The sequence below is a fragment of the Streptomyces sp. NPDC058086 genome (assembly GCF_042885015.1).
GTDB lineage: Bacteria > Actinomycetota > Actinomycetes > Streptomycetales > Streptomycetaceae > Streptomyces.
Genome location: NZ_JBHVST010000036.1, coordinates 71,045 through 95,046, shown reverse-complemented (window position 1 = coordinate 95,046; position 24,002 = coordinate 71,045). Strand labels below are relative to the sequence as shown.

The window sequence follows — 24,002 nt, the reverse complement described above, 5'->3', positions numbered from 1 at the left end:
CCGGCCAGGACTCCAAGAGCGGCGACTGCCCCGGGGGTCAGGATCCCGAGAAGAGCATCTGCGCATGCGCGGGCTGCCCGGTATGCAGTCGAGGGATCGTTGAGGCCAAGTCCGACGGCCGCATGCCGAGAGATCTTCACGGTTCCCAGTGAGCCTGAGATCCCCGAACTGTGAACCACCGCCTGCCCCATGGGACCCATGAGTACCTCCTTGTCCACAAGGAGGACGACGCCCCGGCAGTCCTTGATCCAGAACTCGTCCAACCAGCCGGTCTTGCTGGGGACACGAACTCGACGTATCTGCGTCACCTTGCTCAGATCGACCGTGCGGTCGCCTGTGACAGTCCGAGCAGTCACAAGCTGCCAACCAGGGCCGTGCCGTACCGAACGAAACGTCGTGTACAGGAGCGGAAATCCCAGCGCCAAAGCCAACCCCGCGAACATGGCGGGCACCCACGCACCGGACCGCATTACCCCGATTCGCTCCAAGAGCGCAGGTACAACGATGGCGCCCCCTACGGCCCCACCGAGAACTGCAGCACCCACGTGTAAGCGACGACGGGATGTCTCGGCCGGAACCGCCGCCCGTGACGCCTTCTCGACAACGATGCCCGCGCCAGCGGCGCGGGCCGCGGAGCGGAACTTCTTCTCCTGCTTCTTCGACACCAGCGGAGCGTACCTGCAACATTCTGAGGCGTGACCCCTGCGCAGAGTCCAACCTCACCCAGACGTCAGACCTCGGATCAGCCGCCCGTTGAGACGATGCCGGTTGAGCCCCTGACAACTGCCCAGCGCTGCTTGGACTCCGACGTCAACCCCCGAAGGATTTCCGGAGCCGACCACTTAGGGGAACATGCACGGTCGAGGGGATGGGGAGGGTGCATAGAACGCACCAGTGAGTCGATGATGAGTTGCGGTCCGTCGGTACTGGAGGCGCTTGGCGTTGCTGGGTGGACAGCAGGTCGCAAGATCGCCACTGCGGGCTGGGCACAGCAGCTGGGAGGCGCGGGGTTCGAGCTCAACGACGTGGCGCTCGGGGTCTGGGCCGAATTCGGCGAGCTGACGATCAAGAGCTCCCCGGTCCGCGTCCTTGGCTCGTCATTGCACATTGACCCCGTTGACGCCTGCATCGACACCGCCGAGGAAGCATCCACGCTGAGACGTCGATACGCAGAGAACTACAGCCCTCTGGGTATGTGGTCGGTCCAGTTCAGGTCGTATATCGCGGCAAGCGGGCGCGTCGTCGCTGTGGGACCGAACTGGCTGTGGCCCCTGGGCTCAACCTTCGTGGAGGCGTTGGCCTACGTGGTGGATGGCGATGACGGCGTCAATCGTGCAGAACAAGCAGACTGGCTCGCCAACTGCCTCCCCGGCAGGTGAGACGATCTTGCGGTGGCTGGTGTGATCACGGCGTCGGAGCCGTCTTGGATAACCCCGTTCACCGGGCTGAGCCCGCGTGAGTTGAGCAAGCTGGTCACGCCCTGCGGCAGCGGCGCCAGTTGGCGCAGGGTCAGGTTCGTCCGCCAGTAGACGGCGACCAGCAGCACTCGGTCCTCCAGCGGCAGGCTCCACGGCCTGCCCTTGCGCACCAGATCCGCACCCTCGCGCTTCGGGGTGTCCAATTCCGCGGCCCACCGCATCATTGGCCAACTCGGACCGTCGCTTGCCCTCCAGCAACGCAAGCGGCTTACCCCCGCCTGCGCGGGGAGGACTCTTTCCCGCCCCGCCCTTAAGGACGACGACGTCCTCCCCGCGCAAGCGGGGGTGAGCCGTTCACGGATGGCTCCGTGCCGGCCTCCTGGCCGTCCTCCCCGCACAGGCGGAAGCGCTCTACCTGCGCGAACAGCCAGCGTTCACCCGTTTGCCCCGGATACGCTCTGGACGACCCGGTACGGCCGAGAGCCGAGGGTCCACAGTTCGACGCTGCGGGCGCCGGGGCGGCGCCCGGCGCGTACGGTGGCCTCCCCGTCCTGGCCGACGAATCCGGCAAAGGACAGTCAGTCGGCGTCGGTCAGTCCGTCAGTCAGACCCGGCGGACAAGCCGCCACACGCCCTCACTGTCAGTCCTTGTAGTCAGGGGCGATGCGCTCGACGAGACGCAGCAGGGCCGACCAGGCGAGGTCGTACGCCTTGTCGTCCTGGAGGTCGGAGCTGTCGTCCTCGCCGGCCAGCTGGCGTGCGGTGAGCTCGCAGGTCTCGGGGTCGGGCAGGACGAGTTTGGTGTCGCCGGCCGTGGCCGTGGTCTGGATCTCGCAGGCCTTGTCCAAGTAGTACATGCGCAGGAACGCCTGGGCGGGGGTCTCGCCGACGGTCAGCAGGCCGTGGTTGCGCAGGATCATCGCCGGGTGGCCGCCGAGGTCGGCGACGAGGCGCCGCTGTTCGGCGAGGTTGAGGGCTACGCCCTCGTAGGCGTGGTAGCCGAGCCTGCCGTAGAACTCCATGGAGATCTGGTTGAGCGGGAGCAGGCCCTCCTCCTGCGCGGCGACCGCGCACCCGGCTTTGGTGTGGGTGTGCAGGACGCACTGGGCGTCGGGGCGGGCGGCGTGGATGGCGCTGTGGATGACGAAGCCGGCGGGATTGACGGGGTGAGGGGTCTCTTCGACCGGGTTGCCGCTGAGGTCGATCTTGACCAGGTTCGAGGCGGTGATCTCCTCGAAGAGCAGGCCGTATGGGTTGATCAGGAAGTGGTGCTCAGGTCCGGGGAGCCGTACCGAGATGTGCGTGAAGATCAGGTCGGTCATCCGGAAGTGCGCCACGAGGCGGTAGACGGCGGCGAGTTGGCGGCGCAGTCGGAGTTCTTCCGGGGAGATGGTGGGGGCGGGCATCGCGGTCCTTTCGACGAGGTACGGGCACGTGCGGGTGCGGGTGGGCGCTTGTGTGCGGGTCAGGCCGCGCTGAGCTCGGGGGCCGCGGCAGCGGGTTCCTGTTCGCCCGCCAGGCGGCGGCGCCATGCCTGCAGGACCGCTGCCTCGGTCGGCCGGGTCAGGAGGCTGGTCGCCACGTAGGTGACAAGGCTCGCGAGCAGGCCGTAGTAGATCGGCTCGTTGGCGAGCAGGCCGTCGGTCACCATCAGGACGATCACTGTCGTACCGCCCGCGATCATGGCGGTCAGCGCGCCCTGCAGGTTGCCGCGCCGCCAGACCAGGCCGCCGAGGATCGGGACCAGCAGGCCGCCGACGAGCAGGTTGTAGGCGACGGTGAGTGCCTCGATGACGTCCCCGAGGACGCAGGCGATCACCATGGCGACGATGCCGAGGACGGCGATGGCGAGCCGGCTGGAGCCGACTTCGTCATGCTCCTGGGCGCCGACAGGAACACGACGGCGCAGCCGGGCCCAGATGTCGTTGTTCGCCACGGTGGCGGAGGCGATCAGGGCGCCGCTTGCGGTGGACATCATCGCGGACAGGGCGGCGGCCAGGACCAGGCCGCGGACACCGGTCGGCAGGGCGTGCTTGACGATGGTGGCGAACGCCTGGTCGGCGGCGGCCAGGTTCGGGTAGAGCGACTTCGTCGCCATGCCGATGAACGCGCCGGCCAGAGCGTAGACCAGGCAGTAGACGCCGGCGACGGTGCCGCCCCAGGAGGCGACCCTGTCGCTGCGGGCGGTGAACACCCGTTGCCAGATGTCCTGCCCGATGAGCATGCCGAAGGTGTAGATCAGCACGAAGGTGACGATGGTCTGCCCACCGATGGAGGTAGGGGAGAAGTAGCCGTGCGGGAGCCGGTCGGCCATCGCGCCGAAGCCGCCCGCCTTGACCACCGCGATCGGCAGCAGCAGGACGAGCACACCGATGCTCTTCACGACGAACTGCACCATGTCGGTGAGCGTGATGGACCACATGCCGCCGAGCGCCGAGTACCCGACGACGACCGTGCCGCCGATGACCACCGCGACCCAGCGCGGCACGTCGAAGAGGACGTCGAAGACGCTGGCGTACGCGATCGTCGAGGTCACCGCCAGCATGAGGGTGTAGATCCACATGACGACGCCGGAGATCACGCTTGCCGCGTCGCCGTAGCGCAGCGAGAGCATCTCGGCGACCGTGTAGACGCGCAGCCGGGTGATCCGGGCGGAGAAGAAGACGCTGAGCGCCAGCAGGCCGAGGCCGATGGCGAAGACCATGGCGGCGCCGGAGATGCCATAGGTGTAGCCGAGGCGTACGCCGCCGATGGTGGAGGCGCCGCCGAGGACGACGGCGGCCATGGTGCCGGTGTACATGAACGGGCCGAGACGGCGGCCGGCGACCAGGAAGTCGCTCTTGGAGGCGGCACGCCGTTTGCCCCACCAGCCGACGCCGATGATGCCCAACAGGTATGCGGCCATGACGAGGTAGTCGACGGTCACGGGAGTCCTCCGGGAAGGGGGGAGGGAGCGGAAAGGGGGAGGGGGGTGACATGACCGTAGCCACGGGGTGTACTGGGGCTGAAGTGCCGCTTCTGTCCAATCTGGAGATGCTCGTTGTATGAATCCGCCAATGCCGAGCAGCCGTCCGTGCGCCTCGGTGTGCTGCTCGCCGACCCGGGGCTGGGCCTCACCCAGGTCGCAGGCCCGGCGGCCGGGGACCGCCCGGTCAGCACGGTCGGCACCACGGAGATCGAGGACCCCACGCCCTACCTCGTCGGCGGCGAACTCCTCCTCACCGCGGGGGTACGGCTCCCCGACGACGCGGACGGCGTTGACACGTACGTACGACGGGTCGTCGCGGCCGGTGTCGCCGCGCTCGGTTTCGGCGTCGCCCCCGTGCACCCGGAGGTGCCGTCCGAACTCGTCCGGGCCTGCGACCGGCACGGGCTGCCGCTGCTGCGTCTGCCGCCGGCCACCCCTTTCGTCGCCGTCGGGCAGGCCGCCTACGCGGCGATCGCCGAGGCCCGCAACCGCGAGCTGCGCGAGATCTCCCGGGCGCAGTCGGCGCTGGCCTCGGCCGCCGCCCGCCCGGACGCCCTCCGTGCCGTCCTCGGCCAGCTCGCCACCCACACCGGGGCCTGGTCGGTCCTCTACGACGCCCAGGGCACCGAACTCTTCTCGGCGGGCCCCCGCCCCGCACCCCCCGACGCCCCACAGCTCCTCCGCGACCTCGCCGTCCGCACCCTGCGGCGGGACGGCGGTCCCACCGCGGCAGCGGCCCACGAACCCGACCAGGGGATCCACCTGGCCGTCCACACCCTGCCCGGCACGGACCGCACCACCGCGACGCTGACCCTCGGCCAGGCCGCCACCACGCCTCCGACCGTCGCGCACCGCCGGGTGACGAGCATGGCGACGGTCCTGCTGGCCCTGCTCACCAGCCCGCGGCACGCCCTGAGCACCGACACCCACAGCGTCGGCGCGCTGGTACGGCTCATGCTCGGGGCCAAGCCCGCCGAGGTGGCGCCCGCCCTCGTGTCCGCCGGCGGGGCGAGGGGCGGCCACTGGACGGTGGTGCACGGGCGGCATCTGCCCACACGGTCCGCCTCGGCGCCGCCGACCGACGGTGACCCAGCCCAACTCGCCGCTCTGGGCGCCCTGTTGGGCACCCCCTACGTCTATATGGACGGCCCCTGCCTGAAGGCACTGATCCCCGGTGCCCCCGACGTCCGGCCGAGCGTCCCCGCCCAGGCCGCCGACCTCGGGTGGGTTCTCGGTTACAGCGCGCCCGCGTCCGCGCATGACCTGCCGCATGCCGACACCCAGGCCGAGCGCGCCCTGCAGCGCGCGATCGCCGCCGAGGCCCCCGCCGTCGTCCACACCGCCGACGCTCTCACCCTCAGCGCGCTCGTCTCCCCCGCCGACGCCCGGGAACTCGCCCGCACCCGCTTCGCCCCCCTGGAACGGGCCGGAGCGCCAGGGGCCGCGGTCCTCCTCGACACCCTGCGCACCTGGCTGACCCTTCACGGCAGCTGGGATCGCACTGCGGCGGCCCTGCAGGTCCACCGCAACACCGTGCGCCACCGCCTGGCTCGGGTCGCCGACCTCCTCGACGTAGACCTCCAGGACCCCGGCGTCCGCATGGAACTCTGGTTCGCCCTGCAGTGGCTCCCCGGAGAGTCGGCCGACAGTTGAGGGACGGGCACCGACCGCGATCCCTGGACGCGCCCGGTCTATGTCGGCGACGTGCGCTCCGCGAGGGAACTGCCGATCAAGGCTGCCACTCTGCAGACGGCGGCCAAGCTGACACGCTTTAGATGTGAGAGTTCTGCGAGAGCCCCTGAAGTGATCAACTTCCTGGGTGGCTAAGTACCGGGCGTCGGCTTGTTGTACCTCGCTCGCAGCAACGATGCGATGGAGCTGGGGTCGTTGTGCACGGTGTCCATCTCCTCTGCGCGCTGGCTCTGGGCTGCACAAGCTGCTGCGCTTCGCCGGCGCGCTGGCCACGCGGCGGGGGCGGCAGCGGCGGGCGAGCGGGGCTCGCTGGCGGGCGGAGGCTACTCCAGGGCGGCGATGAAGTGACGAAGTAGAGCAGCCGCGAGCCGTTGAGGAAGGGCAGTCAATGCCCGGATCCGTCGGGCGGTCAAGGCCCGCGGTCACTTCCCCGACGAGCAGGCCGCACTGAAGTACGTCTACCTGAAAGCACCGTCTGCACAAGCTCGTTGACATCCCTCACGCGAATGTCAACGATCCCTCACGGCTCTGCGTCACCACCGAATACGAGACAGGGCCGTTGATTTGGGCAGTCCCTCGTCGGCGGCAGACGGTGCAGGGGCTCCAGCGGACCAAGTCCCTGTGCTCCGCTCGCCGCGACCCGCGGCGCTGTCTCACGGCCGCCGCCAGGGCCGCGTTGCTCGTCGTCGACGCCTGGTTCGACGTCACGACCTCCCAGCCCCGCCCCGAACTGGCCACCGCGGTCGCGATGGCCGTGTGCGCGGAGCTCCCGTTGGCCGCCCTGTGCGCCGTACTGGCCGTGTGCGCACTGCCGTCCCGCACCCGCGACAAGGCACCTGACACCGACGGATCAGACCTACAGGTCAACGCGGTTACCTGATTCTCACCCAAATGACAACTTTTTCGAGGCATCCAGATCGCCGCCGCGCTTATCTAGCACTTCGACAGCGCGTTGCACTTGGGAGGGTTTGTCCATGGCCGGTACCACCGCGGAAACCATCGCCTCGGCCCCGCCAATAGGCCTGCGGCTGCTCAGCCGCAGCTCAGGGGCCGGACGGGGTGCGGCGAGCCGACCCGGGTGGGCGCGGGTCGCGTACTGGGCGATCCTGCTGGCGGCGGTGGTGCTGTTCAGCTGGGACATCCAGAACAGCGGCTATCACGCGTTCTACTCGGAGACCGCGCGCAGCATGACGCAGAGCTGGAAGGGCTTTCTCTTCGGCTCGTTCGACCCGGCCAACACGATCACCATCGACAAGCTGCCGGGCTTCCTGTGGCCGCAGGCCCTGTCCGCGCGGCTCTTCGGCTTCCGCCCTTGGGCGCTGACCCTGCCCCAGGTGATCGAGGGCGTGCTCGGCGTCGTCGTACTGCATCGCGCGGTGCGCCGCTGGGCGGGGGAGAGCGCGGCCCTGCTCGCCGCGGGCGCCTTCGTGCTCACCCCGGCGATCGCCGGACTGTTCCGCACCGAGGTCGAGGACCCGCTGTTCACCCTGTGCGTGCTGCTCGCCGCGAACGCCGGCCTGCGGGCGGCCCGTGAGGGCCGGCTGCGCCCGCTGCTCGCGGCCGGGGCCTGGATCGGCCTAGGCTTCCAGGCCAAGATGCTGGAGGCCTGGGCGATCCTCCCGGCGTTCGGCCTGCTCTACGCCGTGTCGGCCCCCGTGACACTGCGCCGCCGCCTCGCCCATCTGGCGGCGGCGGGCGCGACCTGCCTCGCGGTGTCGGCGTCCTGGGTGCTGCTGGTGACCCTGACCCCGGCGCAGGACCGGCCGTTCGTCGACGGTACGACGGACAACTCCGCGTTCAGCCAGGTCGTCGGCTACAACTTCCTCACCCGATTCTCCAGCCTCGGCGTCAGCGCGAAGTCCACCGGAAGTGTCGCGGCGCAGAGCATGGCCGGAACCGATCCGGTGCCTCACACCGGACAGACCCTCACCGAGTGGGCCAAGATGTTCGGGCCCTCGCTCACCACCCAGATCGGCTGGCTCTATCCGATGGCCGCGCTCGCCGCCGTATGCGGACTGGTGTGGCTGCGCGGTCGGCCACGCACGGATCCGCTGCGGGCGGGCTTCCTGTTCTGGACGGTGTGGCTGGCCACCTACTTCCTGGTGTTCAGCGCCGGCGCGGTCGGCGCGCACACGTACTACATGGGTGTGGTGGGCGTTCCGATCGCCGCGCTGTTCGGCGGCGGAATGGTGCAGTTCTGGCGGGCCTGGCGGCGTGGCGACCGGGCCCGGCTGTGGGCGCTGCCGACGGCTGTCGGGTGCACGGTCGTGTGGTCGGCGTTCGTCGCCCACCAGTTCCCGGCGTTCCTGCCCTGGCTGGCGCCCACCGCGTTCGTCCTCGGCGTCGGCGCGCTCGCGCTGCTGATCCTCTCCCGCGTCCGCGCCGGGATGCCGGCCCGGGCCGCGGTGCTGGGCGTCGGGCTCGGCATCGCCGCGATGCTGCTGCCGTCCGCCGCCTGGGCGTCCTCGGTCCTCACCACCCAGTACGGCCACTCAGGCATGGGCGCGGCCGGCCCCGTCTCCGTACGGCACGGCAGCAAGTACCGCAACAGGGCCACCTGGTCCTCCGCCCAGGGCAAGACCGCCCCGGTCCGCTCGACGTTCAAGGGCACCGCCCACGAGGGGCTCACCCGCGAGGAGCAGCGTCTACTGGAGTACACCCGGGCCCACCAGGGCCGCGCCACCTTCGTCTTCGCGACGACCAGCTGGCGCGCCGCCTCCCCCTACATCCTCTACGCCGGCGCCCCGGTCCTCCCCATGGGCGGCTTCACCGGCGCCGTCCCGACCCCCACCGCCGCCGGCTTCCACCACCTGATCGCCACCGGGAAGGTGCGCTACGTCGTCCTGGGCGGCGCCGCCACCGACCCCGGCACCGTCAACGCCGCCTGGGTACGCGGCCATTGTGCCCAGGTACCCGGCCAGACGTTCCTTCTCTACGACTGCTCGAAGCCGCCCGCCCCGCACAAGGCACAGGCACGGCACCACCGTCACACGAGGAAGGCGGACCGGGCCAGGGCGCCGAAGTCCAGTACGTGAGTCGTGCCGTTGGCACTCCGCGCCAGGTCCGAGGCGAGGTAGCAAACCGCCGCCGCGACCTCCTCGGGCCGGTGCACCGGGAAGGGCTGCCCCTCGAAGCCCTTCTCGGAGCCCGAGGTCGGCGCGGGACATCGGTGTTCGACGATGCTCGGGGCCACGCAGTTGACCCGGATGCCGTCGGCGTCGAAGTCGGTGGCCAGCGCCTTGGCCGGCATCAGCACCCCGCGAGTTGGCCGCTTGGGTGTTCCGTGTTGATGTCGTGGCTGACCTGCTCGGCGTAGGCGTCGAGGAGCGGCTTCATCTGCTGGTAGTAGGGCTGCTTGAACGCCGACACACATGGGGCCCGGCGCCCCACGAGAGCAACCTGCGGAGCACATCTGTCCAGGAGGCGGTGCGGGGGCGGCGCGGAGCCGGGATCGAAACGAGCCGAACATGTCTTTACCCGTGTGTTTCGCACAGTGAGCTCGTGACAGTCGTGACTGTCAGTGCCCCTGGTCGGCTTGCGAGTCTCTTGGGCGGGCCACGGAAGGGGAGGCATGGACAAGCGGTACGAGGTGTACGCGTTGGCGGACGCGCACTTCTACGAGACACCCGACCGGCTGGCGACGGGCGTCGCAGGGGCGGCTCAGGGGACTGTTCCCCTGTTCGAGACGGCACGCAGGCCCATCCCGGAGGGCTGGGCGACGGCCCGCGTCGGCGACTGGCTGACGTTCACGCCGCTCGGCGCGGACGGCGCCCCGGCGGCGGCGCCGGCCCAGGGCTGGAAGATCCACGCCTCGGCCACCCGGGCGAACGCCGATCGGATCGCGGCGATTGTGTGGGACTACTGCTTCCCCCGCCGCATCCCGTTCAAGTTCGTGCCGGGCCCGCATCTGCTGCATCTGCGCAACACCAAGTACGCGGGCCGCGACACCAGCGGCAAGTTCGTCACCGTCTACCCGGCCGACGAGGAGCAGCTGCACACGGTCCTGCGCGAGCTGGGTTCCCTGTTGGAGGGCTTCGAGGGCCCCTACATCCTCACCGACCTGCGCTGGCACGACGGGCCGCTGTACGTCCGCTACGGCGCGTTCGCGCGCATGTACGTCGTCGACGAGCGGGGCTCGCTCGTGCCGGCGGTGCGCGACGGCTCGGGCACGTTGGTGCCGGACCGGCGGGCGCCGTCCTTCCAGGTGCCGGAGTGGGTGGCGCTGCCCGCGTTCCTCGAGCCGCATCTCGCGGCGCGCAACACCACGACGGTGGGTGAGCTGCCGTACCGCATCGAGAAGGCGCTGCACTTCTCCAACGGCGGCGGGGTGTACGCCGGCACCGACACCCGGGACGGGCGCAAGGTGGTGCTCAAGGAGGGGCGGCCGCACGCGGGGCTGGCCTCGGACGGGGCGGACGCGATCGCCCGGCTCGAGCGGGAGAAGCGGGCGCTGGAGGCAGTGGCGGGGACCGGGGTGGTGCCCGAGGTGCGGGACTGGTTCACCCTCGGCGACCACCGTTTCCTGGTCATGGACTTCGTGGCGGGGCGCCCGCTGAACTCCTTCTTCGCCGAACGGCACCCACTGCTCTCTCCCGACCCCGACCCGCAGGCCGTCGCCGCGTACACGGCATGGGCGGTGAGCATCCACCGGGCGGTGGAGTGCGCGGTGGAGAAGGTGCACGCGCGCGGGATCGTCTTCAACGACCTGCACGTCTTCAACATCATGGTCGCGCCCGACGAGGAGTCGGTGTTCCTGATCGACTTCGAGGCGGCCGCCCCGGCCGAGGAGAACGGCCGCCAGGTCGTGGCGCATCCCGGGTTCTTCGCGCCACCGGACCGCCGGGGCGCCGACGTCGACCGGTACGCGCTGGCGTGTCTGCGGCTCGCCCTGTTCCTGCCCGTCACCACGCTGCTCGTGGTGGACCGGGGCAAGGCGGCCCATCTGGCCGAGGTGATCGCGCAGCAGTTCCCGGACGTGCCGAGGGAGTTCCTGGACGAGGCGGTCGCGGAGATCACCCGCGATGTCTGCGCCACCGGGGCCTCTGTCGGCGGCGGGACCGGCGCGCCGGAGCGGGTGCCGTCGGCCCCCGCCTCCCGGGTGGAGCCGGGCGAGTGGCCGCACAGCCGCGACTCGATGATCAAGGCGATCCTCGCCTCCGCGACCCCGGAGCGCGACGACCGGCTCTACCCCGGCGACGTCGCCCAGTTCTCCGACGGCGGCGGCCTCGGCCTCGCGCACGGCGCGGCCGGCGTCCTGTACGCCCTGGCGGTGGCCGGCGCCGAACGCCACGACGAGGGCGAACGCTGGCTCCTTGACCACACTGCCCCGGCCCCGACGGGCACCCCGCTCGGTCTGTACGACGGTCTCGCGGGCGTCGCCCACACCCTCGACCTGCTCGGACACCGGCAGCGGGCCCTCGACCTGGTCGACGGTATCCTGCGCGAACGCTGGCAGCATCTGTCCTCGGACCTCCAGGGCGGCCTGGCCGGCCTCGGCCTGGTGCTGGGGCAACTGGCCGCCACGACCGGCGAGTCGGAACTGCGCGAGCGGGCCGCCGAGGCCGCCGACCTCCTCGTACGTCGCCTCGCCGAGCAGGCGCCGGCCGCGCCCCGGCGACGGGCCGGGCTGATGCGGGGCGCGAGCGGGCCCGCGCTGTTCCTCCTCCGGCGGTACGAGGAGACCGGCGAGCGTGCGCTGCTGGAGGCGGCCGGCGTGGCGCTGCGACGGGACCTGGAGTGCTGTGCCGAGCGCGAGGGGGGCGCGGTGGAGGTCGACGAGGGGTGGCGGACCATGCCGTATCTCGGGGACGGGAGCGTGGGCGTGGGGCTCGTGCTCGACGACTATGCGGCGCACGTTCCGGACGCCGGCGCGGAGTTCGCGCGGGCCCGCGCCGGCATCCTCACCGCGGCCACCTCCCGTTTCTACGCGCAGCCCGGCCTCTTCCAGGGACGTGCCGGGATGATCCTGCACCTTGCTCGCACCACCGCGCCGGGGGCGACGCGGGCGCGGCTCGACGAGCAGATCGCCGGGCTGGGCTGGTCGGCGATGCCGTACCAGGGCCAACTCGCCTTCCCCGGGCACCAGATGATGCGCCTTTCCATGGACCTCGCCACCGGAACGGCGGGCGCGCTGCTCGCCCTCGCCGCAGCCTTCGGCTCGGGCGACGAGGGTGTTGCCGCGCACCTGCCGTTCCTCCCGCCGCCGCATCGGCGGCCCCTATGACATGGCTCTGCCATCCGGCGGAGTCGTGACGCAACCCTGTCCCCACGGGACGAACAACCGACACCGACGAAAGGACACACCATGGCCCTGCTCGACCTGCAGACGATGGAATCCGACGAGCACACCGGCGGCGGCGGCAACAGCACCGTCAGCCTCCTGTCGTGCATCAGCGCGGCCAGCGTTCTGCTCTGTCTCTGACGAAGCGGTGCCGAACGCTCTGACGAACGGCTCACGCTGAACACTCCGGGCGGTCCGCTCCCGCGAGGGAGGGGCCGCCCGGGGTCGTCCGCCCGATGGGGCGGCAACGCGGAAACGCAGAAACGCAGAAGCGCGCAAGCGCGGAAGCTCCGAGGGGTGCACGATGTCGATGGACCCGACGACCGGTGGACTGCTCACCGCGGCGAGCCGGCACAGCGGGCCCCGCGGGGCGGCGCTCTGCCTGCTGAGCGTGGCGGCGACAGGCGCGGGACTGCTGTTGCCCGCCGCCCTCGGCCGGGCCCTGGACCTCCTGCTCGCCCACGCCCCGGCGACCCGCTGGGTGCTGATCTGCGCGACTCTCGTCCTACTGCTGACCGTGCTCGACGCGTGCGAGACCGTGCTCGCCGGCACCCTCGACGCCCGCACCACCGCCTTCCTGCGCCGCCGGGTGACCGGTCACGTCCTGGCCCTGGGGCCACGTGCGACGCTCTGCTTCGGCCCCGGCGACCTCGTCGCGCGACTCGTGGGAAACGCCGCCCAGGGCGGCACGGCGCCCGGCGCCCGCGCCGCGCTGCTGGCCGCACTCGTCGGCCCGGTGGGGGGCGTGGTCGCGCTCGGTGTGATTGACCCGTGGCTCGCGGCTGCGTTCCTTGCAGGCGCGCCGCTGCTGACGCTCCTGCTGCGCTCCCTGGCCCGGGACACCTCGACGTGCGTGGCCGACTACCAGCGGGTGCAGGGGCGCATCGCGTCCGCGCTCGCCGAGGCCGTCGGCGGCACCCGCACCATCCGCGCGGCGGGTACGGCGGACCGGGACGCGGAACGGATCCTGCGACCGCTGCCCGAACTCTCCCGGGCAGGTCGGCAGATGTGGCGGGTACAGGGGCGGGCGGCGGCGCGGGCGGCGGCGGTGGCGCCTCTGCTGCACCTCGCCGTCGTGGCCGTGGCGGGCATGCTGCTCAGCCGGCACCGGCTCTCCGCCGGAGACGTCCTGGCGGCCTCCCGCTACGCGGTCCTCGCCACCGGGGTCGGCGTGCTGGTCGGGCAGCTCTCCGGCCTGGTCCGCGCCCGCACGGCGGCCCGCCGCCTGGGCGAGGTCCTGGCGGAACCCGCCCCTACGCACGGGGACCGGAGCCTGCCGCCCGACGGCCCTGGCCGCCTGGAGCTGCGCGGGGTGAGCGCCCGACGCGGCGCACGCACGGTGCTCGACGGCGTCGACCTCGTCGTGCCCGGCGGGACGACGCTCGCCCTGGTCGGCCGCTCCGGTGCGGGCAAGTCGCTGCTGGCCGCGCTCGCGGGCCGGCTCACGGACCCGGACGCCGGCGAGGTGCTGCTGGACGGCGTCGCGCTGCCCGACCTCTCCCGCGCCGAACTGCGCGCGGCGGTCGCATACGCCTTCGACCGCCCCGCCCTTCTGGGCACGACCGTCGAGGACACGATCGCCCTGGGGCTGCGCTGCCCCTCTCCCGCCCGCGTCCGGGAGGCCGCTCGCACGGCCTGCGCCGACGCGTTCGTCAGCCGCCTGCCCGACGGCTACGCCACGCCCGTCGCCGACGCCCCGCACTCCGGCGGCGAGGCCCAACGCCTGGGCCTCGCCCGGGCGTTCGCCCAGGGCGGTCGTCTGCTCGTCCTCGACGACGCGCTCTCCAGCCTGGACACGGTGACCGAGCACCAGGTCACCGAGGCCGTCCTGGGCAGGGCCGCGACCGGCACCCGGGTGGTGGTGGCCCACCGGGCCGCGACGGCCGCCCGTGCCGACACGGTGGCATGGCTGGACGGGGGGCGGGTCCGGGCGGTGGGCACGCATGCACAGCTGTGGCGGCGGCTGCCGGGCTACCGGGCGGTGTTCGGGGCCGCAGAGGAGGAGGCAGGAGCGTGACCCACCGGGACGGACTCCACCGGCTGCACGGAGACCTGGGCCACCGCGCCCTGCGCGCCCTGCGCTTTCCGCACGTCGACCGACGGGCGATGGTGCGGCTCGCCGGCTGGTCGGTGCTGGAGACGGGTCAGACGTTCCTCCTCGGCTATGCCCTCGCGCGGGCACTGGACGACGGGTTCCTGGCCGGACGGGCCGCCGTGGGGCTCGGCTGGCTGGCGGCAGCCGGGCTCGGCGTACTCGTCGGCGCGTACGGCACCGGGCGGGTGTACGGGGCGGTCGCCGCGCTGGTGGAGCCGCTCAGGGACCGGCTCGTCACCGGCGTGGTGCGGCGGGGGGTGCGGGAGGGGGACCGCGGGGCGCTGTCCGGGCTGACCCAGCAGGTCGAGATCGCCCGGGACACCTTCGCGGGCCTGGTGATGGTCTCGCGCTCGTTCGTGTTCACGTCCGTCGGCGCGCTGGCGGGCCTGTGCTCGCTCGCCCCGCCGCTGCTGCTGCCCGTCGTGCCGCCGCTCGCCGCCGCAATGGCTCTGTTCGCAGCGACCCTGCGTCCGCTGGCGCGACGGCAGGAGGCATACCTCGCCGCCGACGAGGCCCTGGCGGAGAACCTGGGCGCCGTCTGCCCGGGGCTGCGGGACGTCACGGCGGCCGGCGCGGAGGACCGGATCGCCGCGGACGCCGGCGCCCTCGCCGACGCCGAGCAACGGGCGGCCCGCGCCCTGGCCCGCTGGGGCGTGGCCCGCGTCGTCTGTCTCGCACTCGGCGGCCACCTGCCCCTGGTCCTGCTCCTGGCCGACACCCCCTGGCTCCTCGACCACGGGGTCACCCCCGGCGCCGTGCTCGGCGCGCTCGCCTACGTCAGCCAGTCCCTCCTCCCCGCCCTCACCGGCCTCATCCACGGCTTGGGCACCAGCGGCTCGCGCCTGACAGTGGTGCTGCGCCGGCTGACGCCGCCCTCGCCTGCGATCTCGCGCCCCGCCGTCACCGATCTCCCCCCGCACACCCCGCCTCCGTGCCCCTCCACCCCGGCAGCGCCCCCGGCCCTCGCTCTCACGTCTCTCACCTTCTCCTACGGCCCCGCCTGCGCCCCCGTCGTCGACGACCTCACCCTCACGCTGCCCAGCGGCGCCCACCTGGCCGTCGTAGGGCTGAGCGGGGTCGGGAAGTCCACGCTGGCCGGGCTGGTCGCGGGACTGCTGAAGCCGGTACGCGGAGACATACGGATCCGCGGGTGCCGGGTGCCGGGCCGCGAGGCCGCCGCCGGGCGCGTGCTGATCCCGCAGGAGGCGTACGTGTTCAGCGGCGGCCTCAGGGAGAACCTCGCCCATCTGCGGCCGGATCCCGTCCCCGAGGCGGAGTTGCTCGCCGCGGCCGAGGCGGTGGGGCTCACACCGCTGCTCGACGCCCTGGGCGGGCCAGGGGCGAGCGTGGATCCCGCGGCGCTGTCGGCAGGTGAGCGCCAGCTGATCGCGCTCACGCGGGCGTACCTGTCGTCCGCCCCCCTCGTCCTGCTGGACGAGGCGACCTGCCATCTGGACCCGGTGGCGGAGGAACGGGCGGAGCGGGCGTTCGCCGCCCGGCCGGGCGGCACCCTGGTGGTCGTGGCCCATCGCATCAGCTCGGCCCGCCGCGCCGGCCGGGTGCTGGTGATGGACGGCCCGCGCACGGCCTTCGGGACGCATGAGGAGGTGCTGCGCCGCTCGCCCCTCTACCGCGACCTCGTGGGTGGCTGGGAACCCGGGCATCTCTCACAGCCAGCCCTGGCCCTGAGAGATGCGGATGGCGTCGATGCGGTTGCGGGCGCCGGTCTTGCGGGTGATGGCCGCCATGTAGTTGCGCACGGTCCCGTGGGACAAGTGCAGGCTCCCGGCGATCTCCGCGAAGGAGGCCCCCTCGGCGGCGAGGGATAACACGCTCAGCTCCCGGCGGGTCAGCGGCATCTCGGCGGCCTTGAGGAATCCGAACCCCAGCGACTCGCTGACGAAACGTTCCCCCTTGGCGACCTTCCGGATTCCGCGCAGCAGCTGCTCGGGCGTCCCCGTCTTGTCGACGTAGCCGAGCGCACCCGCCTCCAGGGCCCGTCTCAGCAGGCCAGGCCTGTTCGCAGTGGCAAGTACGAGTAAGCGGGGCAGATCCTGGCCGCCGCCCCGCAGACCTAACTCGCCCAGGGGCGGAATGCCGGCCGTGCCCGAGCCGTCCAGATCCGCCGCGCACACGTCGGGCCGCAACGCGCGCACGTGACAGGACGCCCGGCGCCAGGGGACGTCGTCCACCCGCAGGTCGGGCTCCCGTGACAGCCACTGCGCGAGGACCGATCTGACGAGACACCCGTCTTGCACGAGAAGTACCTGGATCACTGCCGCCCCTTCAGCCTGCCGTACGCCAGTCCTGTGATGTTGAGCGCGTGCCCATTGTTGGGCCCCCGCACCATTTCTGGGCGCGAAGAACCGGCCATCAGGGTGCGCGGGGGCGCACGCGCAGCGCCCGCGCGCCGCGGCGCGCTTCTGGCAGAGCCGCTTCACCTCGTAGGTGTTCCGATCGTCGTCAACGAACTGGGGGCCCTCCACCTTGATCGTGGACACCTCGACACTGGATCTTGAGTCCAGGGAGAGGAGTCCCGGGTGGGGACCTACAAGTACTCGGCGGAGTTCCAGGCCGACGCGGTGGCGTTGGCTCGTTCGTCGGGCCGGCCTGTCTCGCGCGTGGCCGCCGAACTGGGTGTGAGCCACGAGACGCTGCGGCAGTGGATCAAGGCGGCGGACAAGGCCGCACGGCCCGAGGCCGTGACGGAGTCGGCGAAGGACGCGGAGATCGAAGCCTTGCGCAAGCAGCTGCGCGATCTGGAGATGGACGCGACATCCTGCGCCGGGCGGCCAAGTATTTTGCGGGCGAGACGAACTGGTGAGCCGCTTCAAGTTCGTCGCCGACCACCGTGGCGCCTTCGGCGTGAAGCGGCTGTGCACCGTGCTCAACCTGTCGAGGTCCGGGTTCTACCGGTGGCTGAAGACCACCGGCCCGCGCGGCGAAGAAGACCGCGGATGCCGCTCTCACCCGGCGGATACGGAAGGTCCACGAGCAGTCCGGGAAGACGTACGGGGCCAAGCGGATCACCGCCGAACTCCGCGCGAACGGCCTGGTGGTGAACCGGAAACGCATCGAACGGCTGATGCGCCAACACGCCATCCAGGGACGGAGGCTGAAGCGCCGGCACCGCACGACCATCCCGGAACCCGACGCCCAGGCGGTGCCCGATCTGCTGCGGCGCGACTTCACCGCATCCGTCCCCAGCCGGGCCTGGATCGGTGACATCACTCACCTGCCCATCGCCGGCGGGAGGTTCCTGTATCTGGCCACGGTCATCGACGTGCACTCCCGTCGCCTGCTGGGCTGGCCGATGGCCAATCACATGCGGGCCGAACTCGTCACCGACGCGCTCAAGGCTGCCGTCCGCATCCGCGGCGGCCGGGTGGACGGTGTCATCTTCCACAGCGATCACGGGGCTCAGTACGGGGCCAAGGCGTTCGCCGACGCCTGTCGCCAGGCCGGGATCCGCCGGTCCATGGGCGCGGTCGGCACCTCGGCGGACAACGCAGCCGCCGAGTCGTTCTTCGCCTCACTGAAGCGCGAGATCCTGCCCCGCCGACATGGCTGGCCAACCGAACGCGCCGCACGGCTCGCGGTGTTCCGCCGGCTCGGCTTCTACAACCACCGGCGCAAGCACTCCACGATCGGCTACCTCGCACCGGTCACCTTCGAACAAAGATCAACTACGCTGGCCACCACTGCATGACAACCGGTGTCCGCGATCAAGGTGGAAGCCCCCCGCCCAGGGAGACTTCCGTGGTCAGAGCCGCGATGGCAGACGAGTCGGGCTGTACGCTGGGGAGTGCCACCGCAGTGCTATGACCTGTGCAAACGTGCAGGGAGTGCGCTTGCGTGGCTGCCTTGATGGCTACGTAAGACGCACCCCCGGCCGTACGGGGTCACCAGGTGTGAGCCACGTCCACTACGAGATGGTTGGTCGTCTGGAAGACCCGGAAGGGCAGCCGGGCGCGGACGCCCAGTCCGGCCTGGGTGTAGCCCTCTGAGCCACCTGTGAACTTGAACTCCCGGAAGGTCCGGTACCCGGTGACGTTGACGGGCGGAAGCGGCGGGTAGGGCTGTCCGGTCGCCGGGTCGTAGCGCGGGGAGAACAGCGAGATCTCCAGAATGGCTCCGCCCTTGATCGGAACCACGACGTCGCTCGGGTCCTGGTGCAGTACGTCGACGTAGCGGACGGTGTAGCCGATGGGGTCGGCCGCCGTGCCCTGGGCGTCGAAGACCAGACGGTCGAAGCACTCGTGCTGTCCGGTCCTCACGTCGGTCAGTCGCCTGGAGGCAACGGAGTCACCGGTCTTGTCCAGGCTCCCCCACGTCACGGCACAGTCCACGGCCGTCGGCGCGGCCACCGCCGGAACCGTGCCGGCCAACAGGCCGCCGCCCGCCAGCATCATCGCGGCCAGTGCAGTACCTATCCGTCGCATGACTACCCCCGGTAGCTCGCGTAGGTGTGTGTCTGTTCAGACCGGCGGCCTTCCGGAAGGTTGTGCATCGTGGAGTAGCCCATTGCGGCACAGGGACCCCTCCAGCACCAGCTGCCCCGGGAGATCTCAGCGGCTTCCCCGTGCGCCGCCGCCTGATGCTGTTCTTCCCGCCGTTCTATCTCGGCCTGGGCTTCGCGTGGAGCACGCTCGACATCGCCCACATCGCCCACATCGGCCTGTGCCGACAGCGCAGCAAACGGTACGGCGGCGCCGCCTCCCCCGGAAGACCGCACCACCGCCTCCGGCAAGGCCGACCCGGTACCGTCGGCCTGACCGCACCACTCCTGTCGTTACGGCTTACGCGCAAGTCCACCGTGCTCGGCGATGATTTCCGGGACGCCCGAACCGGGCTCCGGACGCCACTCCGTCACCGAAACGACACCGGGCTCGACAAGCTCCAGACCGTCGAAGAACGCGGTGATCTCATCAATGGAGCGCAGGTTGTACGGAACGGCGCCGCTGTTGTTGTAGGCGTCCTGGGCCTGCTCGAAGACCGGGTCGATGCCACGCGACCCGTCGTTGATGGAGAGGTAACTACCCGAGGGCAGGGCGCCCATAAGCCGGGTGACGATGGAACGGGCCTGACCGTAGTCGGCAACATGGCCCAGGATGTTGCTGAGGATGAGCGCGGTGGGACGACCGAAGTCCAGCGTCTTGGCAGCGACTTCAAGAATGCGATCCGGGTCATTCACGTTGGCGTCGATGTAGGCGGTCGCGCCCTCCTTGGTGGAGTACAGCAGGGCGCGGGCGTGGGCGAGCACCATCGGATCGTTGTCGACGTAGACGATCCGCGCCTCGGGAGCGAGCCCCTGGGCCACCTCGTGGGTGTTCTGCGCGGTCGGAAGCCCGGTACCGACATCCAGGAACTGCCGGATACCCGCCTCGGAGACGAGATACGCGATGTTGCGACGCAGGAAGCCACGGCTGGAGCGGGCGATGGTGACGATCCCGGGAAACACCTCGGTGTACGCGTCACCGGCCTGCTCGTCGACGGGATAGTTGTCCTTGCCGCCGAGCCAGTAGTTCCAGATACGAGCGGAGTGCGGCACCGACGTGTCCATCTTCTGCTGCTCCGCCGGCTCGGGCGTCGTCACAGGGTCCGTCATGAGTCGTGTACGTCCTTCAACCGGGGCGGGAATCATTCGCGGCACATCCTACGACCCAACTCCCTTTTCTAGCACACTAGTCCATGTCTTCCGACTGGTGTGCTGGTTCATGGGGCAGGCTGACATCCACGCATCGCTCTCGGCACTCGGACGCGACTCTGGACGCGCCTGCCGGACCGTTCCGGGATCGGTGGGAGCTCCAGACTGCCCCTCCAAAACATAACCTCTGACCTGCGGAAATAAAGACCGGCAGACGAGTCGGGCGGTACGCCGGGTTCTGTTGCTCGAGTTCCTCGCGGCCCCCGAGGCGTAGGGCTGGCGTGACTCCTCCTCCGGCTGAAGCCGGGGGCTTCTCGCTATGCCGGGTTGGCGTTACGACGGACCAGCCCGGCCCGTAGAACGTTGGTGGCTGCCACTGTGTCGGCGTGGGCGTGGTGGCCGCAGGCGACGCAGTGGAATTTTTCCTGTGTGGGCCGGTTCTCCTTCGCGGTGTGCCCGCATGCGGGGCAGGTGCGGGAGGTGTTGCGGGGGTCCACGGCGATCACGTCCCGTCCGGCGCTTTCAGCCTTGGCGTGCAGGATCGTCAGGAACACCCCCCCCAACCGGCATCGCTGATCGACCTGTTGAGCCCGGCCTTCGCCGAGGCCCCGTTGGGCAGAAAGGTGCCCGGCCGGCCAGGGTCGGGCTTCGGTGCGGGGGCCTTGCTCATGTTGCGGATCCTGAGGTCTTCGTGCGCGATGAAGATGAAGTCGTGTGCGCGCACCAGGCCCAGCGCGGTCTTGTGTGCGTGGTCGAGCCGCTGACGGCGCACCTTGCCATGCAGTTCGGCGACCTTCTCCACCGCGCGCCGGTGGTTGCCGGTGCGGTCCTTCGCCTTGCGGCGCGGAAACCGGGACAGCGCCTGCTGCGCCGCCTGGAGCTTCTGGGCTGCCCGGCGGCCGTGGCGCGGGCTGGGCACAAACCCGCCATGGGAGTCGGCGAGGAAGTTCGCGATGCCCAGGTCGATCCCGACCACGGAGCCGGTCGCGGGCAGCGGTTCGGGCTGGTCCTGCTCGGTGGTGAGCACGACGAACCACTTACGGCCCTCGCGCTTGACCGACACGGTCTTGACCCGGCCGGCCACCGCGCGGTGCCGGTTGACCCTGACATGCCCGACACCCTGGAAGCGGACACGGGTAACGGGGTCGTGCGGGGTGGAGTCCCAGCGGCAGCCGTCCCCATCCTTGGGGAAGTCCACCGTGTCGAACCAATTCACCCCACGGAAACGCGGGTAGCCCGGACGGTCGCCGGACGTGACCCGGCGGAAAAACGCCTGCATCGCCTTGTCGAGACGGCGCAAGGTGGCCTGCTGCGAGGAGAACGACCAGCGGCCCTGACGCTCCGGGTCGAACGCCCGGATGTCCTTGAGCTGCGCGGACTGCATCCCGTACCTGACGCTCGTCTTCGAGACATGCCGGTAGGCGTCGCGGCGTTCCTGCAACGCCCCGTTGTAGAGGGAGCAGTGGTCCCGCAGCATCTCGGACAGTGCCTGAGCCTGCCGGACGGTGGGGCGCATGAGGAACTTGTACGCACGGATCACCCCAACACCCGCCCCCTCCGGTCGAGTTCACCCAATCCTATTCCATTTGCATATTTGGCGTAGTCATCACGCTGGGAACCGGATCCCGATATTCGTCGGGGAAACCACGTCATCCACAACCTCCATGCACACTTGGTGTTCGTCACCAAGTACCGGCGGGAAGTCTTCGACAGCGAGATGCTGACGCGCTGCGAGACGATCATGCGGGACGTGTGCGAGAGCTTCGGCGCACAGCTGCGGGAGTTCAACGGCGAAGGCGACCACGTCCACCTGCTCGTCCACTACCCGCCGAAAATCGCCCTGTCCAAACTCGTCAACAGCCTCAAGGGCGTCAGCTCCCGCTACCTTCGCGCGGAGTACACCGACCGGATCAACCGGATCGGCACCGGGTCCGTGTTCTGGTCCCCGTCCTACTTCGCGGGGTCCTGCGGCGGCGCACCACTGAGCATCGTCAAGGACTACATCGACAACCAGAAGCGCCCAGCCTGACCGTCACCCCGGAGACGCAGTGATCTCCGGCGCTTCGCGCCTCCCGACCGAGGATCGCATTCCCGCCCGGCCTGAAGGCCGGGATTCCCTGCGAAGAACAAGGGATGGAACTGGCGTTGGAGGGAGCCGAGCACGAGGAGGCGGTACGACGTCGCTGGGCGGCCGCGCACGGAGTCCGCTGACGGGAACGCGAAGCGCGCCGATGGCGGGCCCGTAGCGGGGCCCGCCACACGCAGCCGGCCGCTGTCAGCTGCCGTGCTGGATCTCGACGTGCTTGGCCGACGGCTTCTCGGCACCCATGCCCACGCTGACCGTGAGCATGCCGTCGGTGTAGTCAGCCTTGACGTCGTCCTCATCAGCGCCGGGCGGCAGCGTCACGCTGCGGCTCATCACGCCGTACCGGATCTCGCTGTGGTTCTTGTCCACTTCCCGTTCGTTGCGTTCGGCCTGGACCGTCAGCACACCGTCGCTGATGAAGACGTCGATGTTCTCGGGCGACATGCCCGGAAGCTCCGCCCGCACCACGAAACGGCCGTCCTCCATGTAGTCCTCGATGCGAACCGTGTACAGCTCGCCCATCGTGGGCATCGCGAACCGGGCGGGAAGGCTCTCGAACCAGTCCGGGATCTCCGGGAACGGGAGCCTCTGCCCGCGCTTGAGTGTGGCCATCGCGGTACCTCCTCGGTGTGGTCGCCAATGCCGACACACTCAGTCCAGCGCACCCGCGTCCCGATTGCTGAGGCCGAACGGCCCATACCTGAGGTCCCTCCAGTCCCTTTCGCCCGGCCCGCCCACGGTCAGACTGGTGACCAGGGGACGACCACACTCGGCGGCGATCACCATGTCCGACGTCACGACCACCGATCTCTACGAAGTGACGATGGCCCTGTCCTACCTCCGGGAGGGCATGCAGGCCCCCGCCACCTTCAGCCTCTTTGTCCGCGACCTCCCGCCCGGCCGGGGTTTCCTGGTAGCCGCGGGTCTGGAGCCCGCGCTGGACTTCCTGGCGGGCTACCGCGTGGAGCGGGAGGACATCGAGGAGTTCGCGGCCGCCCTGCACCGTCCGGTACGAGACCTCGAACCTCTCCTCGGCCTCGCTTTTGAGGGAGAGGTACGTGCCGTGCCGGAGGGCCATGCGGTCTTCGCCGGGGAGCCGCTGCTGGAGGTGACCGCTCCGCTGCCGCAGGCCCAGCTCGTCGAGACGTATCTGCTGAACCAGGTCTGCCACCAGACGGCCGTGGCGTCCAAGACGGCGCGCTGCGTCCTGGCCGCGGGCAAAAGGTCTGTGGTGGACTTCTCGCTGCGCCGCACCCACGGCCCGTGGGCCGGACACCAGGCCGCCCGCCTCGGTGCCCTCGTGGGCTTCGCCGGCACCAGTGACGTCGCTGCCGCCACCGCCCTGGGCATCCCGGCCTCGGGCACCATGGCCCACTCCTACATCGAAGCGTTCCCCGACGAGGAAGAGGCCTTCCGCGCCTTCGCGCGTACCCATCCCGGGCCGGTCACCTTCCTTGTCGACACCTACGACACCGAGGAAGGCGTGCGCACAGCCGCCCGGGTCCTGACCGATCTTCGGCGCGGTCCCGGCTGCGCCATCCGCCTGGACAGCGGAGACCTCGGCGCACTGGCCCGCCGAGCACGTGCCGTTCTGGACGGCGCCGGACTGACCGACGTGCGGATCGTGGCCAGCGGCGGACTGGACGAGTACGCCGTGGCCCGGCTGGTGCGCGCCAGTGCCCCGATCGACGTGTACGCCGTGGGCACGCGTGTGGGAGTGGCCGCGGACGCCCCCTATCTGGACGCCGCGTACAAGCTCGTCGAGTACGAGGGCCGCCCCGTGACTGGCAGGTCAGGAGTGCCGCGGCCTTGAATG

The 24,002-nt window shown here is 70.7% G+C and carries 17 protein-coding genes and 7 pseudogenes; 13 read left to right on the top strand and 11 right to left on the bottom strand.

The annotated features are described in order from the left end of the window. A partial coding sequence (locus tag ACFVWD_RS26880; protein WP_389599659.1) for a hypothetical protein occupies nt 1-665 on the bottom strand: 665 nt, incomplete at its 3' end. A 132-nt stretch (nt 666-797) separates the two neighbouring features. On the opposite strand from ACFVWD_RS26880, the gene ACFVWD_RS26875 reads away from it, so the two are divergent. After that, complete coding sequence (locus ACFVWD_RS26875) at nt 798-1,379, top strand: SUKH-3 domain-containing protein (RefSeq protein WP_389599657.1); 582 nt, start codon at nt 798-800, stop codon at nt 1,377-1,379. Nucleotides 1,380-1,391: 12 nt separating this feature from the next. After that, nucleotides 1,392-1,487 (top strand): annotated as a pseudogene (locus tag ACFVWD_RS26870) (IS5/IS1182 family transposase); the annotation flags it as partial. Here ACFVWD_RS26870 and ACFVWD_RS26865 read toward each other — a convergent pair. From ACFVWD_RS26865 to ACFVWD_RS26855, 3 genes and pseudogenes are all read right to left on the bottom strand, one after another. After that, nucleotides 1,487-1,609 (bottom strand): annotated as a pseudogene (locus tag ACFVWD_RS26865) (transposase family protein); the annotation flags it as partial. The pseudogenes ACFVWD_RS26870 and ACFVWD_RS26865 sit on opposite strands and share 1 nt — an antisense overlap. A 450-nt stretch (nt 1,610-2,059) precedes the next feature. Further along, nucleotides 2,060-2,824: a class II aldolase/adducin family protein gene (locus ACFVWD_RS26860; protein WP_389599656.1), complete on the bottom strand. Its 765-nt coding sequence runs from the start codon at nt 2,822-2,824 to the stop codon at nt 2,060-2,062. A gap of 59 nt (nt 2,825-2,883) precedes the next feature. After that, a complete protein-coding gene (locus ACFVWD_RS26855) occupies nt 2,884-4,344 on the bottom strand; it encodes a sodium:solute symporter (RefSeq protein WP_389599654.1) in 1,461 nt (486 codons plus the stop codon). Nucleotides 4,345-4,458: 114 nt separating this feature from the next. Between ACFVWD_RS26855 and ACFVWD_RS26850 the strand changes: the two genes are divergently transcribed. The 4 genes and pseudogenes from ACFVWD_RS26850 (at nt 4,459) to ACFVWD_RS26835 (ending at nt 9,113) form a co-directional block, all read left to right on the top strand. After that, nucleotides 4,459-6,039, top strand: a complete 1,581-nt coding sequence (locus tag ACFVWD_RS26850; RefSeq protein WP_389599653.1) for a PucR family transcriptional regulator — start codon at nt 4,459-4,461, stop codon at nt 6,037-6,039. 420 nt (nt 6,040-6,459) lie between these two features. Continuing rightward, a pseudogene (locus tag ACFVWD_RS26845) lies at nt 6,460-6,543 on the top strand (transposase); the annotation flags it as partial. A gap of 94 nt (nt 6,544-6,637) precedes the next feature. Continuing rightward, nucleotides 6,638-6,958, top strand: coding sequence for a hypothetical protein (locus ACFVWD_RS26840; RefSeq protein ID WP_389599651.1), 321 nt, complete (start codon nt 6,638-6,640; stop codon nt 6,956-6,958). A 94-nt stretch (nt 6,959-7,052) separates the two neighbouring features. Next, complete coding sequence (locus ACFVWD_RS26835) at nt 7,053-9,113, top strand: ArnT family glycosyltransferase (protein WP_389599649.1); 2,061 nt, start codon at nt 7,053-7,055, stop codon at nt 9,111-9,113. On the opposite strand, the gene ACFVWD_RS26830 is transcribed toward ACFVWD_RS26835, so the two are convergent. Continuing rightward, on the bottom strand, nt 9,065-9,328 hold the full coding sequence (locus ACFVWD_RS26830; RefSeq protein WP_389599665.1) for an SDR family oxidoreductase: 264 nt from the start codon (nt 9,326-9,328) through the stop codon (nt 9,065-9,067). The genes ACFVWD_RS26835 and ACFVWD_RS26830 overlap by 49 nt on opposite strands. Then, the gene (locus ACFVWD_RS26825) at nt 9,328-9,468 is read right to left on the bottom strand and encodes a hypothetical protein (protein ID WP_389599647.1); all 141 of its coding nucleotides are present in this window, start codon (nt 9,466-9,468) and stop codon (nt 9,328-9,330) included. The genes ACFVWD_RS26830 and ACFVWD_RS26825 overlap by 1 nt, the downstream gene beginning before the upstream one ends. Before the next feature lie 181 nt (nt 9,469-9,649). Here ACFVWD_RS26825 and lanKC point away from each other — a divergent pair, with 181 nt between their 5' ends. From lanKC to ACFVWD_RS26805, 4 genes and pseudogenes are all read left to right on the top strand, one after another. Further along, the gene (lanKC, locus tag ACFVWD_RS26820; protein ID WP_389599646.1) at nt 9,650-12,301 is read left to right on the top strand and encodes a class III lanthionine synthetase LanKC; all 2,652 of its coding nucleotides are present in this window, start codon (nt 9,650-9,652) and stop codon (nt 12,299-12,301) included. An 81-nt stretch (nt 12,302-12,382) separates the two neighbouring features. Further along, the gene (locus tag ACFVWD_RS26815; protein WP_054233519.1) at nt 12,383-12,499 is read left to right on the top strand and encodes a SapB/AmfS family lanthipeptide; all 117 of its coding nucleotides are present in this window, start codon (nt 12,383-12,385) and stop codon (nt 12,497-12,499) included. A 163-nt stretch (nt 12,500-12,662) separates the two neighbouring features. Then, nucleotides 12,663-14,375 carry an ABC transporter ATP-binding protein gene (locus ACFVWD_RS26810; RefSeq protein ID WP_389599644.1) on the top strand — a complete coding sequence of 571 codons (1,713 nt, stop codon included), beginning with the start codon at nt 12,663-12,665 and terminating at the stop codon, nt 14,373-14,375. Further along, nucleotides 14,264-15,838, top strand: a pseudogene (locus ACFVWD_RS26805) (ATP-binding cassette domain-containing protein); the annotation flags it as partial. The gene ACFVWD_RS26810 and the pseudogene ACFVWD_RS26805, both read left to right, overlap by 112 nt. 282 nt (nt 15,839-16,120) lie before the next feature. Here ACFVWD_RS26805 and ACFVWD_RS26800 read toward each other — a convergent pair. Beyond that, nucleotides 16,121-16,729, bottom strand: a complete 609-nt coding sequence (locus ACFVWD_RS26800; RefSeq protein WP_389599642.1) for a LuxR C-terminal-related transcriptional regulator — start codon at nt 16,727-16,729, stop codon at nt 16,121-16,123. A gap of 264 nt (nt 16,730-16,993) precedes the next feature. Here ACFVWD_RS26800 and ACFVWD_RS26795 point away from each other — a divergent pair. Next, nucleotides 16,994-18,162 (top strand): annotated as a pseudogene (locus ACFVWD_RS26795) (IS3 family transposase). A gap of 193 nt (nt 18,163-18,355) precedes the next feature. Here the strand turns inward: ACFVWD_RS26795 and ACFVWD_RS26790 are convergent. The 3 genes and pseudogenes from ACFVWD_RS26790 to ACFVWD_RS26780 all read right to left on the bottom strand — a co-directional run bounded on the left by ACFVWD_RS26790 (nt 18,356) and on the right by ACFVWD_RS26780 (nt 21,640). Then, nucleotides 18,356-18,895: a hypothetical protein gene (locus tag ACFVWD_RS26790; protein ID WP_389599640.1), complete on the bottom strand. Its 540-nt coding sequence runs from the start codon at nt 18,893-18,895 to the stop codon at nt 18,356-18,358. 350 nt (nt 18,896-19,245) lie between these two features. Continuing rightward, nucleotides 19,246-20,061 (bottom strand): SAM-dependent methyltransferase, encoded by an 816-nt coding sequence (locus ACFVWD_RS26785; protein WP_389599639.1) that lies wholly within the window; start codon nt 20,059-20,061, stop codon nt 19,246-19,248. A gap of 356 nt (nt 20,062-20,417) precedes the next feature. After that, a pseudogene (locus ACFVWD_RS26780) lies at nt 20,418-21,640 on the bottom strand (RNA-guided endonuclease InsQ/TnpB family protein). A 90-nt stretch (nt 21,641-21,730) separates the two neighbouring features. Here ACFVWD_RS26780 and tnpA point away from each other — a divergent pair. Further along, the gene (tnpA, locus tag ACFVWD_RS26775) at nt 21,731-22,129 is read left to right on the top strand and encodes an IS200/IS605 family transposase (RefSeq protein WP_389599664.1); all 399 of its coding nucleotides are present in this window, start codon (nt 21,731-21,733) and stop codon (nt 22,127-22,129) included. Nucleotides 22,130-22,375: 246 nt separating this feature from the next. On the opposite strand, the gene ACFVWD_RS26770 is transcribed toward tnpA, so the two are convergent. Continuing rightward, nucleotides 22,376-22,798: an Hsp20/alpha crystallin family protein gene (locus ACFVWD_RS26770; protein WP_054232029.1), complete on the bottom strand. Its 423-nt coding sequence runs from the start codon at nt 22,796-22,798 to the stop codon at nt 22,376-22,378. A gap of 172 nt (nt 22,799-22,970) precedes the next feature. Here ACFVWD_RS26770 and ACFVWD_RS26765 point away from each other — a divergent pair. Next, nucleotides 22,971-23,969 (top strand): annotated as a pseudogene (locus tag ACFVWD_RS26765) (nicotinate phosphoribosyltransferase); the annotation flags it as partial. Nucleotides 23,970-24,002: the final 33 nt, after the last annotated feature.